17 protein-coding genes and 1 pseudogene are annotated in these 16,771 nt (G+C 58.3%); 7 read left to right on the top strand and 11 right to left on the bottom strand.

Annotated features, from left to right (window positions below):
- Positions 1–6 precede the first annotated feature (6 nt).
- Positions 7–1,191 carry a response regulator gene (locus QUE89_RS01730; RefSeq protein WP_286221580.1) on the top strand — a complete coding sequence of 395 codons (1,185 nt, stop codon included), beginning with the start codon at positions 7–9 and terminating at the stop codon, positions 1,189–1,191.
- Position 1,192: 1 nt separating this feature from the next.
- Here QUE89_RS01730 and QUE89_RS01725 read toward each other — a convergent pair whose 3' ends face one another.
- Positions 1,193–2,869 (bottom strand): methyl-accepting chemotaxis protein, encoded by a 1,677-nt coding sequence (locus QUE89_RS01725; RefSeq protein ID WP_286221579.1) that lies wholly within the window; start codon positions 2,867–2,869, stop codon positions 1,193–1,195.
- 248 nt (positions 2,870–3,117) lie between these two features.
- On the opposite strand from QUE89_RS01725, the gene QUE89_RS01720 reads away from it, so the two are divergent.
- A complete protein-coding gene (locus tag QUE89_RS01720) occupies positions 3,118–4,476 on the top strand; it encodes a CHAD domain-containing protein (RefSeq protein ID WP_286221578.1) in 1,359 nt (452 codons plus the stop codon).
- The gene (locus tag QUE89_RS01715; RefSeq protein WP_286221577.1) at positions 4,473–4,640 is read left to right on the top strand and encodes a DCC1-like thiol-disulfide oxidoreductase family protein; all 168 of its coding nucleotides are present in this window, start codon (positions 4,473–4,475) and stop codon (positions 4,638–4,640) included. The genes QUE89_RS01720 and QUE89_RS01715 overlap by 4 nt, the downstream gene beginning before the upstream one ends.
- On the opposite strand, the gene QUE89_RS01710 is transcribed toward QUE89_RS01715, so the two are convergent.
- On the bottom strand, positions 4,618–5,487 hold the full coding sequence (locus QUE89_RS01710; RefSeq protein ID WP_286221576.1) for a cation diffusion facilitator family transporter: 870 nt from the start codon (positions 5,485–5,487) through the stop codon (positions 4,618–4,620). The genes QUE89_RS01715 and QUE89_RS01710 overlap by 23 nt on opposite strands.
- Positions 5,488–5,583: 96 nt before the next feature.
- Here QUE89_RS01710 and QUE89_RS01705 point away from each other — a divergent pair, with 96 nt between their 5' ends.
- Positions 5,584–6,465, top strand: a complete 882-nt coding sequence (locus QUE89_RS01705) for a LysR family transcriptional regulator (protein WP_286221575.1) — start codon at positions 5,584–5,586, stop codon at positions 6,463–6,465.
- 35 nt (positions 6,466–6,500) lie between these two features.
- On the opposite strand, the gene QUE89_RS01700 is transcribed toward QUE89_RS01705, so the two are convergent.
- Both QUE89_RS01700 and QUE89_RS01695 read right to left on the bottom strand, forming a co-directional pair.
- A complete protein-coding gene (locus tag QUE89_RS01700) occupies positions 6,501–6,848 on the bottom strand; it encodes a YchJ family protein (protein ID WP_286222800.1) in 348 nt (115 codons plus the stop codon).
- 60 nt (positions 6,849–6,908) lie between these two features.
- Positions 6,909–6,989 (bottom strand): annotated as a pseudogene (locus tag QUE89_RS01695) (hypothetical protein); the annotation flags it as partial.
- 111 nt (positions 6,990–7,100) lie between these two features.
- Here QUE89_RS01695 and QUE89_RS01690 point away from each other — a divergent pair.
- Positions 7,101–7,832, top strand: coding sequence for a sulfite exporter TauE/SafE family protein (locus QUE89_RS01690; protein ID WP_286221574.1), 732 nt, complete (start codon positions 7,101–7,103; stop codon positions 7,830–7,832).
- 3 nt (positions 7,833–7,835) lie between these two features.
- On the opposite strand, the gene QUE89_RS01685 is transcribed toward QUE89_RS01690, so the two are convergent.
- Positions 7,836–8,513, bottom strand: coding sequence for a Frag1/DRAM/Sfk1 family protein (locus tag QUE89_RS01685; protein ID WP_286221573.1), 678 nt, complete (start codon positions 8,511–8,513; stop codon positions 7,836–7,838).
- Positions 8,514–8,684: 171 nt separating this feature from the next.
- On the opposite strand from QUE89_RS01685, the gene QUE89_RS01680 reads away from it, so the two are divergent.
- Positions 8,685–10,046: a cyclic di-GMP phosphodiesterase gene (locus QUE89_RS01680; protein WP_286221572.1), complete on the top strand. Its 1,362-nt coding sequence runs from the start codon at positions 8,685–8,687 to the stop codon at positions 10,044–10,046.
- On the opposite strand, the gene QUE89_RS01675 is transcribed toward QUE89_RS01680, so the two are convergent.
- The 3 genes from QUE89_RS01675 to QUE89_RS01665 all read right to left on the bottom strand — a co-directional run bounded on the left by QUE89_RS01675 (position 10,043) and on the right by QUE89_RS01665 (position 12,698).
- Positions 10,043–10,474: a hotdog fold thioesterase gene (locus tag QUE89_RS01675; protein ID WP_286221571.1), complete on the bottom strand. Its 432-nt coding sequence runs from the start codon at positions 10,472–10,474 to the stop codon at positions 10,043–10,045. The two genes, QUE89_RS01680 and QUE89_RS01675, sit on opposite strands and share 4 nt — an antisense overlap.
- 92 nt (positions 10,475–10,566) lie before the next feature.
- On the bottom strand, positions 10,567–11,949 hold the full coding sequence (locus QUE89_RS01670) for a ribonuclease J (RefSeq protein WP_286221570.1): 1,383 nt from the start codon (positions 11,947–11,949) through the stop codon (positions 10,567–10,569).
- On the bottom strand, positions 11,946–12,698 hold the full coding sequence (locus QUE89_RS01665; RefSeq protein ID WP_286221569.1) for a substrate-binding periplasmic protein: 753 nt from the start codon (positions 12,696–12,698) through the stop codon (positions 11,946–11,948). Before QUE89_RS01665 ends, QUE89_RS01670 begins: the two co-directional genes overlap by 4 nt.
- Before the next feature lie 191 nt (positions 12,699–12,889).
- Here QUE89_RS01665 and QUE89_RS01660 point away from each other — a divergent pair, with 191 nt between their 5' ends.
- Positions 12,890–13,573 carry a type 1 glutamine amidotransferase domain-containing protein gene (locus QUE89_RS01660; protein WP_041340691.1) on the top strand — a complete coding sequence of 228 codons (684 nt, stop codon included), beginning with the start codon at positions 12,890–12,892 and terminating at the stop codon, positions 13,571–13,573.
- On the opposite strand, the gene QUE89_RS01655 is transcribed toward QUE89_RS01660, so the two are convergent.
- The 3 genes from QUE89_RS01655 to QUE89_RS01645 form a co-directional block, all read right to left on the bottom strand.
- On the bottom strand, positions 13,574–14,041 hold the full coding sequence (locus tag QUE89_RS01655; protein WP_286221568.1) for an acyl-CoA thioesterase: 468 nt from the start codon (positions 14,039–14,041) through the stop codon (positions 13,574–13,576). It abuts the gene before it with no gap.
- A 45-nt stretch (positions 14,042–14,086) separates the two neighbouring features.
- A complete protein-coding gene (locus QUE89_RS01650; RefSeq protein ID WP_286221567.1) occupies positions 14,087–15,265 on the bottom strand; it encodes a benzoate/H(+) symporter BenE family transporter in 1,179 nt (392 codons plus the stop codon).
- Positions 15,266–15,376: 111 nt separating this feature from the next.
- Positions 15,377–16,726, bottom strand: coding sequence for an MFS transporter (locus tag QUE89_RS01645; RefSeq protein ID WP_286221566.1), 1,350 nt, complete (start codon positions 16,724–16,726; stop codon positions 15,377–15,379).
- Positions 16,727–16,771 lie beyond the last annotated feature (45 nt).

Here is a 16,771-nt window from a genome sequence, read left to right as displayed (position 1 = left end):
ATGCACATGGACATTAAAAAGGATCTCGATAGTCCACAGGCACGCCTGAAACAGCTGCGACAAAGCTACCAGGAACGGCTTCCCAGGCGTCTGGACCGGTTGGAGTACCTGATCAGTACCATTCCGGTGGACCGCGAATACGCCGAGGACGGTGCCGCCGTGCGCTCGGGCCTCAACATGACCTACCAGGAGGTGCACAAACTGGCCGGTTCCGCCGGCTCTGTCGGCCTTCACTCGGTGTCCGACGCCGCCAAGCGCCTGCTCGATCTGATTGATGGCTGGTTCAGCATGAATCCGCGTGACCCGGAAGAAAAACAAAGCGAAATGCTGAGCCTGGTACAGAAAATGCGCACCATGGATTTTGACCAGGAGCCCGAAATCGATCAGCGGTTCTTTCCGGGCAGCCGCAAAATTCACATCATTGAAGATAACGAGCTGGTCGCCAACGAAATGCTGCTGTGGCTGGAAGCAGCCGGTTTTGATGCCCAGGTGTTTTTATCGGCCACCATCTATGGCGATACGTTCGAGATACTGCCAACCCCGGATTTGATCATCATGGATGTCATTTTCGGCAATGAGCGCAACGCTGGGCCCCGCGTTATTGAATTACTCAAGCGCACCGTGGGACGATTGCCCCCTGTGGCCTTCGTTTCGGTCCGGGATGATATGGAAGCAAGGCTTGCCGCGTTCCGGTCGGGCGCTTCACGCTACCTGTCTAAACCGATTTCCCAAACCGAACTGATCGACCTTGCCCACGAATTCACCGACCGTAAGGATTCGCCACCGTTCCGGATACTGATGGTTGACGATGACGACACCACTCTGCAGGTGAATCAGGTACTGCTGGAGCAGGCTGGACTGGCGGTTTATCCGGTTAGTGACCCGATGAACGCGCTGGAGACCGCGCGAGCATTTGAACCGGACGTTGTGCTGCTGGACGTAATCATGCCGGAAGTATCCGGCACCGAGCTGGCGGCGATTCTCCGCCAGGACCGGCGACTTGACCCAATCCCAATCCTGTTTTTGACCAGCGAAACACACCCCGACCAGAAAATCATAGGCGCCGCCCTCGGGGGCGATGACTACATCACCAAGCCCTTTGACGCCGACTACCTGCTCACCACCCTGCTCTCCCGAGCCCGGCGTTCGCGCCGGCTCAGGGAATTGCTCAGGCAGACTGAGGGTATCTAACTCACACCTTGAACTGGCCCACCAGCCCCCGCAGGGTTTCGCCCAGGCGGGCCAGTTCGAGGCTCGCCTCATTGGTCTGGGTCACGCCGGTATCGCTGCGCTGGGCGGCATCAACAATGCGTACCACGTTCTGGTTAATTTCCTCGGCCACCTGGCTCTGTTGTTCCGCTGCGGTGGCAATCTGGGTCACCTGATCATGGATCTGACCCACTGATTTCTCGATGGTGCCCAACGCCGTGGCGGCGTGATCGATGCGTTCCACGGTTTCCGTGGAGCGGTCGCGAGACTTGTTCATGCGGTCGACTGCGGAGCGGGACTCTGACACAAACCCATTCACCATTTCGCGGATCTGTTCGGCGGACTCGGCACTGCGCTTGGCCAACTGACGCACCTCGTCGGCGACCACGGAGAAACCTCGACCATGCTCACCGGCCCGAGCAGCCTCAATGGCAGCATTCAGCGCCAGCAGGTTAGTCTGCTCAGTGACCGCATGGATAACATCCAACACCTGCTGAATGTCGTCAGATTTCTCCGCAAGCACATCGATAGTGCGGGCACTCTCCTTGATCTCCTCAGACAGTTTGTTGACGGAACCCTGAGCGCTGACAATGGTTTCACCACCGTCACGGGCAACGCGATCGGCATCAGAGGCGGCACTTTCGACCTGATTGGCATTGCCTGAAATCTGCTGGATGGTCGCCGCCATTTCATTGATCGCCGACGCAATCTGATCGGTCTCTGAACCCTGCTCCTGAACCGAGGCACGGGTTTCGTTCGCCACCCGGCTCAACTCCTCAGCGGCGGAGGCGACCTGATCGGTGGTGGCACCGACTTCGCGAATGGTGTTCTGGATCTTGATCACAAAGGCATTGAAACGACGCCCCAATTCAGACAACTCATCATTGCCTTCATCCGGTAGGCGCTGACGCAAATCGCCCTCGCCGTCGGCAATTTCCTGCATTATATCGCTGACTTGCTTCAGAGGCTTGGTAACGGAGCGGCCAACCACAAGGCCAATCAGCATGGCGATGACCACGACAACAACGGTCACCAGCAGGATAAAACCAAGCGTGGCATTTCGTTCTTCAGCAATCTCGGCTTTGGCAGCGGCGACGTCACGATCAATATTAGTGACGTACACGCCGGCACCAATCATCCAGTCCCAGCCCGGAATAATCGTGGAATAGGACACTTTCGGCTCTTCCTGGCCCGAACCCGGGTTCATCCAGTCATAGCCGTAATAGCCATCGGACTCACCTGCGGCAAACAGCGCCCGCACCAGCTTTTTCAATGTCGGGTTATTGGTCGGGCCTTCCTTGGAAGGGTCCGGGGCATAGGCCAGATTCACCACATCACGGGTGTAGGCGAACACATAGTTGGTTTTATCGAACCGGATACTGCGCAGCCGGGACGCGGCCTCCGCCTTGGCCTCCTCTTCGGACAGGTTGGGATCGTTCTTCGCTTCGAGGACCACGGCCTCGGCGGCATCCACAAGATTTTTCAGTCCGTTCTTCCGGGTTTCCAGCAGTTCGGATTTGAGACGCTGAAGCTCGGCCTCACCTTGGGCGTCAATCTGACTGATGGTAATCCAGGCGAGCGTGGCCGCAGTAATTAAGACGGGGACCAGAACCGCCAGAAGCAGCCGCGAGCGAATGCGAAGGGTGTTCAAAAAGTTCATGTCAACGATCCTTGGGGACTGATTAGAGTTATGGATTATCCACAGAGATTCGTCGCGTGCTGTTCCAATCTGTTAAGGCAGGTAACGATGCGGCTAAAAGAAGTCGGAACACAAAGTGCGCCCTATGCACCTACCTCACCGTGACTCTAGACTGGTCTGGTTCACGCTCGATCTAAATCCGGATATCGGCCACCGGCCGCAGAACTTGAATCCAGCTTAACCAATCGCCCCTGCAGCGGGATTGCATCATGAAGCAGCTTTTTCTAATTCGACACGCAAAATCCAGCTGGGCCGACGACAGCCTCAGCGACCGGGACCGCCCCCTGAATGCCCGAGGGCAAAGCCAGCTGGCACCGCTGAGTGTGGCGTTGGCCCATCACGGCGCCTTTGCCGGCGAAGTTCACGCCAGCACTGCCGCGCGGGCTCAGGCCACCCTGACCGGGGTTTTGCCGAAAACCTTTCCCGAAACGCGGGTGCATATTTGCCCGGAGCTCTACACCTTTGACTATCAAAAGCTGCTGCACTGGCTTCAGGGGGGTGGTGACCAGGAAACCGTTGCCGTCATCGGTCATAATCCGGCACTGCTGGAGCTGGCCCAGTGGCTATTGAAACAGTCGCCGGCGCAGTTGCCGACAGGCAGCTTCATGCACTTGTGCATCCCCGTAGATCACTGGTGCCAGCTCGGCAAAGCCAGGTGCAAGGGCAAGCTGGAAGCCCTGCTAACACCGCAGCAATTCAGCTACACCCACTTTGTCCGCAAACAAAAGAAGCGCGCCAACCCCGACACTACAGGGCGTAAACGGGACCTTGCCGATACTCTCCAGAGCCTCCACCACTGGCTCAAGGATCTGGAGCCGGGGGTATATTCGGGGCTGGATGACGAATTCTTGCATCAATACCGGATTACCTTGCGGCGCAGCCGCGCCATCGCTGAATCCATCCGTGAAGTCAGTGGCTCCAAACTGTTGACCAAACCCGTCAAGCGATTCAAGCAACAGGCCGGAGCCACCAGTCAACTGAGGGATCTGCACGTGCTGCTGCAACAGCTGCCCGAGCTTTGCGGCGGCAATGAGGAGCTCGAGACCGGCCTGCGCACCTACTTCGAACAGGCCACAGACATCGAACAACAGCGGTTGAACAAAAGCCTGACCAGCAAGCGCCACCAGAAGCATAGCCAGGAATGGCTCAACCTGATTGAGTCCGGCCCCTTTCAGAAACTTGCCAAAGCGCTGAGTCACAAAGACATCCGAACAACCGTCGACCGACGGATCACCCAGTGCAACCGGACAACGGCCGAACTCACACCCGAGTCATCGGACGAGGAGATTCATGCCCTGCGCAAGTTATTGAAGCGTGCCCGGTATCTGATGGAACTAGAGCCGGACCGATGGAAGGGGCTGCTGAAACGAGTAAAAGCTCGCCAACAGTTGTTCGGCCAGTTTCAGGATCTGTCGGTGCAGATTCAGCTTCTGCATCAGTTTCGATGGGATTCGCCGGAGGCTTTACCGGCGGCCGTTGCTGGTTTGGAGACTCAATTAACCCAGCGGAAAACGGAGGTCCGCGAGCAAATATTAGCCCTTGGAGAACTTGATGGATCACCGCTGTGACACGCTTTTTTTACGACGGTCAGTGTCCGCTGTGCAGCCGTGAGATCCGAACCCTGCGCAAACTCCAGGGCGGCAACCTGATGTTCGTCGACATCCATGAGCAGACCGGCACCAACACCGCAGCACTGCCGACAGGCAGGCCTAGACCAGACTGTTGCGAATGAAGATCGCCGGTCGCACCGGCAATTCCGCCAGCTCTTGCATCAAATCACGCTTAAGACGCTCAATTCTACCTGGCCAGTTGCCTGGTAGACGAATCTCCAGCATCAGGCTCGGACCTATCTTGGCCATCTTCACCTGTTGAGGCAGGATGCCTTCCGCCTTGAGCACACCGTGCACTTCGTCGGCCACCGACTCAGGCGGCGCTGCCAGCATCAGTTCCCGAACTGCCCCGGCGGTCATTTTTACCGGCACGACAATGAAATAGGCCGAAATAAGTACCATCATGACCGGGTCCGCATACACCGCCAGGGCTGACCAGGCACTCTGTTCCAGCCAGGCACCCACACCAAAGCCGATCAGAACGGCGGCGCTCAGCACGGTATCCATCAACCACTGGCGGCGTTCCGCCACCACCAATCCGGATCCAACCCGCTTTCCTACCCAGGCAAGGTACAGCCACACTGCCAGGCAACCCACAACACTCACGGCCGCAAACACCATAGCCATGTCGGCGCTGACCGCACGACCACCCTCGATTAAAGCCATAACGGCCGACACCATCGACAACAGACACACCAGCGCAATGACCAGCCCTTTGACCGCAATAACCAGGGGCTCAATCGCGCCGCGACCAAACGGGTAGTCGGCACAGGCCGGACGACGAATCACCCGCGCTGCATAAAGCGACAACAGCGACAACACCACACTGACCAGTGAATAGGCGCCATCGAACAGGATCACCAGCGAGCCAATCCAAAGCCCCCAACTGATGCCCACCAGCGCAAACAGACCCGCCGCAATGGCCGACAGGGTCAGCGCCATGTTTTCCCGCGCTATTAACATCAACATTTTTGCTCTCCCGTGATTTAAAGCCCATATTAGCGACACCCGCGCCCTGGCGTGAGTCGGTGACCGACGGAAAACCCGTCGCAAGGAGAGCAGTCGTTGAAAACATCGCAGATTAAGGTATTCCTGGCCGTAGTGCGCAACGGCACCATCGCCTCGGCCGCCCGGGAACTGAACCGAAGCCGCACCACGGTGAGCACCATGCTGGCCGCACTGGAAGATGACCTGGGTGTTGAGCTGTTCGAGCGCACCGGCAACCAACTGCACCTGACGCCCATTGGCAGCGCCATCGTCACCGATTGCCGGCGCTTTGATCAGGTGGCCGGGCAGATTCGTGCCCGGTGCCAGCATCATCTCAGCGGGGCCGAATCGGTCCTGAGGATTGCCCGGGACGATGCCCTGCCCGAGGCCGCCTGGCGGGGTATTCTACGGCAACTTAAAACCCGCTTCCCCCAGACCAGCCTGTCCGTTTACCTGGCACCACCCCGAGAGTTGCCTACCCTGGTACGGAACCAGTCGGTGGATGTCGCTTATGGCCTGATGCCAGAACTGCAGAGTGAGGGCTACCAGTGGTTCCGGGAACTGGCTGATGTGCGCATGCTGACCGTCGCGGCCCCGGACCACCCCCTGAGCCAACTAAAGCGAGTAACCCAGGACGACCTGGTGAGCCACACGGAGGTGACTCTGGCCTACATGAACAATGCGCGAGTAGAAGCGGAATCGCCGGAAACTGCCAACTTCCTGGCATTCACCCAGTACGAACTGATTCGTGATGCCGTCATCGAAGGAGCGGGCTGGGCTGATCTGCCCCTGCCGCTGATTGCTGAGGCGCTACGGCAACAACAACTGACCGTTATTCGGCATCGTAGCGCCCAGTGGTGGAAAGTGTTCAGCACCCTGGAATCGGAACAGGCCCAGGGCGGTGCTGTGGTTGGCTGGCTGGCAGGAGCCCTGGAGACGTATTTGGATGCGGAGCACTAAAGCGCCGGTGAGCAGTACCAGCCGCTCACTGGCACCTACAGACAGCAGGCTTTGTATTTCCTGCCACTGCCACAGGGACAACGGTCGTTGCGTCCGGGTTTTAACTGGCCCTCGCTGGTATCTCCAGTGACGTACAACCACCGGCCCTGTTCACGCACAAACTCAGACCGCTCTTCCAGATAGCCCCAGCCTTCGGCGACCCGGTGCACGGCCCTGAAGTGGACCTGGCCCGCATCCCCAACCTCGGAACTGTCGAGAATGGTTAACGACACCCACTCTGGCGACTGTTCCAGACTCAGCTCACCCGGCCGGGTACTGGAGTGCCAGGTGGCCAGCAGATAGTCGGCCTGTCCGACCACAAAGGCACTGTACCGTGACCGCATAAGCGCCTCCGGCGTGGCGGCGACCTCTCCTCGATGCAGGGGCTGGCAACACCTTGAATATTCCAGGCTGGAGCCACAGGGACATTGAGATATCTCTTTTGAGAGGTCTTTGGAGGAGTCTCTGGAAAGGCAGTCTGTCATCGGGCGTGATCCGTTCTTACACCATGGTCTGATAGCTCCCGGCAGTCTATCAGTTTCAACCGCTAGCCCGCTGTGTTATCAAAGCACACCGCTCATAACCCGGTGATGATCTTGGATGATATAAGCCTGCTACAGGTTCTTCTCGCAAATGCCGCTCTTCTGGCCGGTGCCTGCCTGCAGGGCGTAGCCGGTTATGGCATTGGCACCCTGGCGGCACCGCTGCTGTTTCTGATCAGCCCCATACTGTTGCCTGCACCACTGATCCTGAATGCGTCGGTGCTGACGGTGTTGATGCTGGTCCGTAACCGGGGTGCCCTGGCGATCCGGGAAGTGCGATTTGCGATCTGGGGCGGAGCCATCGGGACGATCCTGGCGGCGCTGATCCTCCTGGTGCTGTCACCGAAAGGCTTTGAACTGATTTTCGGCATCCTGATCCTGACCGGCGTGGCCCTGAGTGTTGGCGGCCTGCGCCCGGCCCTGAATGCCCGCAACAGTGTCATTGCCGGGGCCGCCTCCACTTTTATGGGCACCATCACCGCCGTGGGCGGCCCGCCCATCGCGATGATCTACCAGAATCAGAAGGGCCCGCTGGTGCGCGCCAACATGTCAGCGTTCTTCCTGACCGCAAGTTTCTTCAGCCTGGCGGCCCTGCTGTTCTCCGGGTATCTGGGGCTCCGGGAACTGCGCCTGTTCGGACTCACCTTTCCGGGCATGCTCATCGGTTTCTGGCTGTCCGGTCACCTGGTGCACCGGATGCCCGCCAACGGGCTTCGGCCCGTGATCCTGATCATCGCAGCCGTCGCCGGCATTGCCGCCCTCGTGCGAGGCTTGATGTCGCTGTGACCGTCAATCCACCCAGAACCGCACCCGGAACCCGCTCTTGCGCCAGAGCAAGGCCAGCCACAGGGCATGAACATTGATAAGCAGGGCAAAAACCCACTCGAAGGCGTCGTCGGTTCGGCGATAGAGGTCTGGCGCCAGGGCATTCAAGAGTACTGACAGTATGCCGATCGCCAGGGTCAGCTGGCACAATCCCAGCAACCACCGGCCCTGACGGCTCCAGGTTGGATGTTGCCGGAGCGCCCCACTGATCAGGAGTTCGCATAGAAAGGTCAGGGAGAGGTAGAGCACCACTCCGATACGCCGCATAAGATTGAAGCCATCGCCCTCATGGCCCAGGGCCACCGTATAGATTCCCAGCGCAAGGCCTGCGACCAACCCCAACCATGGCACCCAGGCCGCGCCTGCGGAGCGCAACCCAAGCTGACCAAGCCAGGCGCGATTGCCGTACCAAAACAGAATGCCAACAATGGCAGCCGGCAGCATAGCCCCTTTGAAGATGAAATAAGCTGTGCCGTAGCGCCCGGTTCGACTAATGCTCGTACAGCTGTCCCAGTAGGGCACGCACAACGAAACATGGCCCTCCAGAACCGAGACTAGAAAAGTCAGGTGAATAGTCAGAAAAGGGACCAGTGCGGCGCCAAGTGCTAGCCACCAAAGCCGGACACTGTTGTGATTGTGCATCGCCGATAATCCAGTCTACTCTATTGATTATAAGGCGGGCCGCCGGCAAGGAATTCAGCGACCCACCAGCTGAATGAACACCATTTGACCAGATTTTGCAATTCAGCCTGTCCGCAGCTGAGGTTTCACCTCAAACTAGGCGCATGACATAGGGAAGACTGAATATTGGCCATGGGCAAAACCCACAAAGAAATCGTTGAAACCCGAGTCCACGTCTCTGAACTGGTGCTGGGCATGCACGTTGTGCGTCTGGACCGGGCCTGGGAAGAAACGGATTTTATGCTGCAGGGCTTTGTGATCCGCGATCCCCAGGAGATTCATTCCCTGCAGACCCAGTGTGACTTCGTCTTTATCGAAGGCCGGCTGGACACCGTCTCGCAGCACTCAGCGCACCCGACCCGATCCGCGTCCAAACCGAAATCGTCGGGCTTCATGGGCATGTTCAAAAGCGCTTCCAAAAAACAGCCCGCGCAGAACGAGCCAGTCAAGAAGATGGCTCCTCGAAAACGAGTCACCTACATCAACAAAGTCGATGTAGGCACCGAAATGCCGTTCGCGGCGGTCAAGTTCGAAGACGCCCAGAAAACCGCCAAGTCAATCATGTCGGGTTTACGGGTGGGCCGAGCACTGGACCTGAACAATGCCCGCACGGTGGTGAACAGCTGCGTTGAAAGCGTTCTACGCAACGAAAACGCCCTGCTACTGCTCACCAAGATCAAACATCAGGACGAATACACCGCTGAGCACTGCATCAACGTCTCGATCCTGTCGGCGGCATTCGGCAAGCATCTGGGGCTACTGGAAGGCGAGATTCGCACACTGGCCCTGTGCGGTTTGCTGCACGACGTCGGCAAGACCCGAATTCCGGATGCGGTGCTGAACAAACCCGGAGCGCTCACTCCAGAAGAGTTCAAGCTCATGCGGACCCACACCACCCACGGCCGCGCCATCCTGATGGGCACCAGCAATTCGTTGGCCACCGCAGTGGACGTTGCCTACAGTCATCATGAGCGAATGGATGGTGAAGGCTACCCAAGGGGCCTTGAGTCCCAGCAGATCCCCTACTTTGCCAAGATCGTGGGTCTGGTCGACACCTACGACGCCGTCACCAGTGACCGGGTTTATGACAAAGGCCGGGCGTCCATGCAGGCGCTTGATGTAATTCACAAGCATCGGGGCACCCAGTTCGACAAGGAACTGGCGGAAGCCTTCATCCAGATGATTGGCATCTACCCGCCGGGCTCGATCGTGGAAATGCTCAACGGCGAGGTCGGGATCGTGGTCGAGAGTCACCCCAAGCACAAACTCAAGCCCAAGGTGCTGATGGTGCGCGATGCCAATCGCGTGGAGCTGGCGCCGTACCAGCATCTGGACCTGATGAAGTCACCAAAGGATTCAACCGGCGCAACCTACCAGATTGCAAAGGAAGTGCCGGATGGCGCCTACGGCATCGTACTGCAGGACTTTGTCGATCAGGGGCTGATCATGTCAGCCCCGATTCCCGAAACTTCAGAAGAACCCTGGAACGATTAGCGGCCCGGCAGCTTGGTCACCGCCATGGTCAGCCTGGAAATACAGGTGGACTTGCCCTCCTCGTTCTCCAGGCGGATTTCCCAAACCTGAGTGGTACTGCCGATGTGCAGCGCCGTTGCGGTACCGTATACCCAGCCCTTGCTGACCGGGCGCAGGTGGTTGGCGTTGATGTCCAGGCCCACTGCCACCGTGTCGGGGCTCTTCAGGCAGCAGTTGGCCGCCATGCTCCCCAGGGTTTCCGCCAGCAGTACCGACGCACCGCCGTGGAGGATGCCAAATGGCTGGACAGTGCGCTCGTCCACCGGCATACGGCCTTTGACATAGTCGTCGCCAACTTCCAGATACTCGATCCCCATGTGACCGACTGCGGTGTTTTTACTGGATTCCATGAACGATTCAAGATTCGGGGTGCGGGTCCAGATAGCCATTAGACGACTGCCTCCTGTGATAGGTTTTATGGTAGTAAGAGGTCCAGTCTAACCAGATAGGATGCGAACAACTATCGCAATCTGCTCCGGATTCACTCAACCCGGACCAGCTCCTGCTTGTCCCACCCCAGCCGACCGGTCTCGGCAATCTGCCGGCGCATGCCCGGCACCGGCCGGATCATGAACAGGTCACCATTGCGCCCAACCAGGGTTTTCGAGACGCCAACGCCTTTGGCAAGTTGCGCATGGGCATCCATGTGCTCACCCTCTCCATGCACCGGAATGGCGATCTTCGGCCGCACCCACTGGTACATGGCCTGAAGCTCTTCCTGGGCCGGGTGGCCGGAGGCGTGAATTGGCACGGCCGATTGCTCGGCGGTAATCACGGTGACGCCCATTGCCCGAAGCCGGTCGATCAGAGCCTCAATAGCTTCCTCGTTACCCGGAATGGCGCGGGCGCTGAAGATCACGGTATCACCGGCTTCCAGCTCGAAATCCGGATGGCTGCCCATGGCCAGGCGGCGCAATGCGGTGCGCGGCTCACCCTGGCTGCCAGTGGCCACGGCCAGAACCTCGCCCTTTGGCAGGTAGCCAAGGTGCGAAGGGTTGATCAGCTTGTCAGCCTGATCCCAGATACCTGCGGCCCGTGCGGCCCCACTCATGTTGATCAGCGAACGCCCGAGCAGCCCCATGTAACGCCCGGTTTCCCGGGCAATCAGGCCAAGGGTATGCAGGCGGGCAATGTTGCTGCCAAAGCAGGTCACCACCACTCGCCCCGGGGCGCCCCGGACCGCCTCCAGCAAGCCCTGGTGCAGCGCCGCCTCGGAAATGGAATGCCCGGCCACCGTGGCGTTGGTGGAATCGCAGACCATGGCATCCACGCCCTCGCTCGCCAGATCGGTAAACGTCTCGCGGGAGTAGCCATGGCCCACCAGGGGATGGTCGTCCAGTTTCCAGTCGCCACTGTGGAAGATGTTGCCGATGCCGGTGCGAATCATCAGGGCATTGGGGTCTGGAATAGAGTGGGTCAAGGCCAGCCACTGAACGTTGAACGGGCCTACCTGCCGGCGTTCGCCGGTCTCCACCACAATGATAGGAACCCGATGAGCCAGATCAAATTCCGCCAGCTTTCTCCGAAGGATCTCGGCCGTGAAGCGACTGGTGTAGATCGGGCATTGCAGCAACGGCCAGAGATAAGGCACGGCGCCGACGTGATCTTCATGAGCGTGGGTAATGATCAGTCCTGCCAGCTGTGCCCGGCGGTCGGCAATAAAGGCCGGGTCAGCCATCTGCACCGGAGGCTCGCCACGGTGGTGGACGGTGCCATCCGCTGACACCCGGCCGGGCTTTGGGAAGGTCACGCCACAATCCACCATCAGCCATTGCCCATCGTGACCGTAAAGATTGAGATTCATTCCGATCTCGCCAGTTCCGCCTAGCGGCAGGAACCAGAGGTCATTATGGTCCGGAGTCATTGAGCGGCTTTATCCAGATAGTCTGCAGCGTGTTTGCGATAGATGGCATCAAGCTCATCCAGCTCAAGTGCATGGCGAAGGTCGTCCACGTAGTCATGAGCCGCCGAATACTTTGACACCGCGATGTAGCGACGCTCACCGGGCACCGAGAACGGCGATACCGACACCCTCAAACCCAGGCGGTTTGCGGTGTACTGGCCGACCACTTCTGGCGCCACCACAACGTCGACACGTCCCCGCTCCAGCATCAACATCAGGTTTTCATACCGGGGCGCGGACTCCTTCAAGATTTTTTCGTCAGCATCGAACCGAGGGAAATAGCTGGCCCCCTCCACCACACCAATAACGCGTCCGTAGAGGTCTTCGTAGCGTTCGATGCGTTGGGTGTCGGTCTGATAGAAGAACAGGTGACGCTCGGATGAAAACGCCGGGATGGCATAATCCAGATACTGCTCCCGATCCTCCGTTCGCCTGGGTCCTAGCACAACATCCACCTCCCCCTGCTGAATCAGGAGAAGCGCACGACGGATAGGGGCTTCCCGGTAGCGCACAGTCCAGCCCAGATGGGCGGTGATCGCCTCGAACACGTCAACATAGAGCCCGGAGCGCACGCCATCTTCGACCACACGATAGGGCGGGGTATGACTGATCCCAACAGTGACAGTCTGCGGTTCGACGGCTCCCGCGCCATGTTGCGCCCACGCTGGCAGCGCGAGCAGCGTAAGCAGGAGCAGTTTCCATGCGCCCATTCTGACCCCCTCCTTGAACACTCGGTATGTCGAATCTGAAGTCTACCGCAATGTACTGAGAAAAGCCCCGGACAGATCTGTCCTGCTCTATTCCACGTAACCCCGGTTGAATTTGTTCCATTAGGCTCCAACTCGATACCAGGCGCAGTTGAGATTTGCCATTCATTCGTCGATAAAAGGACGGACACACTATGAAAATTTTGATGGTTCTGACCTCCCACGACCAGATGGGCGATACAGGTCACAAGACGGGCTTTTGGCTCGAAGAGTTCACCGCGCCCTATTACGTCTTTCGGGATGCCGGTGCCGAGATTACTATTGCCTCCCCGAAAGGTGGTCAGCCGCCGGTTGATCCCAACAGTGAGGGAGAAGACGCGCTGACCGAAACCACCCGTCGATTCCAGGCCGACGCTCACGCCAAGGAATCACTGGCCAGCACCAAAAAGCTGGCAGACGTGGACATGAACGATTTTGACGCCGTGTTCTATCCCGGCGGCCATGGCCCGCTGTGGGATCTGGTCAACGACCAGAAATCCATTGAGGTGATCAAGACCGCGTACGAACAGGACAAAGTGATCGGTGCGGTCTGCCACGCCCCCGCAGTATTCCGGGATGTGGAAGTGAAGCCGGGTCAGAACATTGTTGGCGGCCGCAACGTGACCGGCTTCAGCAACAGCGAGGAAGAAGTGGTTGGCCTGACCAACGTTGTGCCCTTCCTGCTGGAAGACATGCTGAAGGAAAAAACCGGCACCTACACCTGCGGTGACGACTTCACGCCACACATCGTGGTAGACGGCAAGCTGATCACCGGTCAGAACCCGCCCTCCTCGGAAGGCACCGCCAAGGCGGTGATCCAGGCCCTGCAGGAAGGCTAATCAGCCCTCCTGTACTTGCTCCCCGGCGTGGCTTATCAGCACGCCGGGTGCTCCCGCCTCCAGTAATTCCCTGATCGTTCCCGGCACCGCCACTTTTGCCATCATTGACGGCTGAATCATCACATAGGTGATGTCGGCGTCGGCGATCAACTGCTCCTCACCAAACCGATAGAACTCCAGATGCAGCGCGAACGACGTGTTGCCGATTCGCCCTGCCCGAATGCGGGCTTCCAGCACGTCGTCAAACTTTGCCGGTGCTTTCCAGTTCACCGTCAGGCTCACCACCTGAATATCCAGGTCCTGATCCAGCAGCCGCTGGTAATCCCCAAACAGGGTACGGATGTACTCGTTCACGGCGATGTCGACAAAGTCCGCATAGCGGGCATTGAACACCACGCCCTGGGCGTCACACTCGCCGTAACGCACGCGGAATCGGAAACGAAATGGCAGTTCGATGTGATCGGTCATGATTGAGCAGCTCTCATAAATGTGCTCCCAGCCTAGCCGAATCCCTCAGGTTTTTCTGCTACCGCCGCCATTGAGCACCAGGTAACACCCATAGCCGATGACAACACCCCAGAAAGCAGACGACAACCCGTACAACGACAGTCCGGAGGCGGTCACGATGAAGGCGATCAGCGACGCCTCCCGGTGACTGGCATCTTCCAATGCCGAAAACAGGTTACCGGCAATTGCACCCAGCAAGGCAAGGCCCGCCAACACCGCAACAAATGCCGCCGGCAGTGAGGTAAACAGACTGACGATAGTGCCAGCAAAAAGCCCTCCGACCAGATAGAACACACCATTGGCAACCCCGGCTACATAGCGTTTGGACGGATCCTTGTGGGCATCCTCGCCAGTACAAATCGCAGCGGTGATAGCCGCCACCACGGTGGTGATACCACCAAAAACAGCCATTGGCAGCGACACCAGACTGGCAACCCCGATAACCGGTTTCGCTTTGACGTGATAACCAGCGCCGTTAAGGATGGCCATGCCCGGCAGAAACTGCCCGGTCAGACTCACCAGAACCAGCGGAATCGCCAGACTCAGGGTGGATTCCAGATTCCATTCCGGGCTGATGAATTGCGGTACAGCTAAACTCCAGCGCACGCCTGACAGCGAGGCGCCTTCCAGAACCACCGCCAGAATCACGCCGGTAATGAGCAACAGCACCAGGGTATATTTTGGCAACAGGCGCCTGAACACCACATAGGCGACGACCATTCCCAGCGCCAGCGCAGGGGTAGTTTCAATCGACGCAAATGCACCAACCCCGAACTGGAACAGGATCCCGGCCATCATGCCAGCGGCAATACCTTTCGGAATGGCACGCACAAAGGCATCGAAGGTTCCGGTAATACCGATCAGGAAGATGATGAGAGCGGCGGTAATGTAGGCGCCAACGGCCTCGTTCAGGGTGAGTTCAGGGAATAGGGTGACCAGCAACGCCGTACCGGGCGCAGACCATGCAGTCACAATCGGGGCTTTGAGCCATAGGCTCAGGACAATACCCGAGATAGCGGCGCCCATGGAAATAGCCCAAACCCAGGATGTCATCATTTCCGGAGAGATACCGGCGCTGTTGCCAGCCTGGAAAAAGATAGCCAATGGGCCGGAGTAAGACACCAGCACAGCCAAAAAACCGGCGACAACTGCAGATAAAGACAGGTCTTTCGTGAATGCGGCCATGAGAGGTCCTTGTATCGCTAAATAAAAGAAAAAAGGCCCGCGAAGCTTACGCTCCCGGGCCAAAGTGGGCTACGACTGACCGTCTACCCAGACACAACTTCAACGCTCAATTCAGTTAGTGGACGCTGCAGCTACTGGCCCAACTTGCGCGCGGGGCTCACGCGACAAGCCCTTCCGGTCTACCAATGCAATGGCAACAGTGGCAATGGCCCCGGGAATCGCCAGCGCCAGGAAATTCATTTGATGCGGCAGCGCCATTGCCAGCAGGGTACCGCCGAGCATTGGCCCAACAATCGCGCCATTGCGACCGATGCCTGAGGCCCAGCCCAGGCCAGTGGAACGAATACTGGTCGGGTAATATTGGGCCACGTAAGCGTACAGCAGAATCTGTGAGCCAATGGTGGTCGCGCCGGCAATACCCATAAGGGTGTACAGGAACCACATGGGGCTCTCATAGCCCAACAGGATCAGCGAGCTGGAACCCAGCAGGAAGAAGCTAACCAGTACTGACCGGAGGGAGAATCGGTCCGCCAGCCAACCGCCGCCCACGGCACCGACAATCGCACCAACATTCAGCACCATCAGGAACATCAGGCTGGAGCTCAGGGCGTATCCGGCTGAAGACATCAGTTTCGGCAACCAGGAACCCAGGGCATAGACCATCAGCAAGCAGCAGAAGAATGCCGTCCAGAACATCATCGTGCTCATGGCCCGGCCGTCGCGAAACAGCTCCAGCACCGGCGCTTTGCTTTCTGTGGTCGGCGGCACGATCAACACGTCGCGCTCAGTGATGTTTCTGTCCGGCGCAACACGTTGCAGAATCGACCGGGCTTCGCCTTCGCGTTTCTGGGCCATCAGGAAGGCCACCGACTCCGGCAGGAATTTCAGCATGAACGGCAGCATCAACATGGGCACGATGGCCAGATAAAACATAATCTCCCAGCCAAAGTTGGGCACGATCCAGATGCCAAGCCCTGCTGACATCATGCCGCCCACTGCATACCCCGAAAACATCAGTGCTACCAGGGTGCTTCGGCTTTTCTTGGGGGAGTACTCGCTCATCAGCGATACCACGTTAGGCATCACACCGCCGATACCCAAGCCGGCAATAAAGCGAAGAATGCCGAACTCCCAAGGTGTGGTCGCAAACCCGTTGATCACGGTGGTCACACTGAACAGCACCACGCACATGATGATCGTTTTCTTGCGCCCCAGTTTGTCCGAGAGCATGCCAAAACTCATAGCCCCGAACATCATGCCAAACAGTGCGCTGCTGCCAAGCAGGCCGGCCACGTAAGGGTTCAAGCCCCACTGATCCATCAGGAGCGGAAGAACGACGCCGTAAATCACCAGATCATAGCCGTCGAAAATGATAATCAGGGTGCACCAGAAGAGTACCTTCCAGTGAAATTTATTGAACGTTGCGTTATCAACAACGTCGTTTACATCGATGTTTCTCATGATCTCTCACTTCCGCTTTTGTTATTGTGCGGAGTTTTGTGATTG

The organism is Marinobacter sp. LA51 (assembly GCF_030297175.1).
Lineage (GTDB): Bacteria > Pseudomonadota > Gammaproteobacteria > Pseudomonadales > Oleiphilaceae > Marinobacter > Marinobacter apostichopi.
The sequence above is the reverse complement of the archived record's forward strand: the minus strand, read 5'-3'. Positions and strand labels throughout refer to the sequence as shown.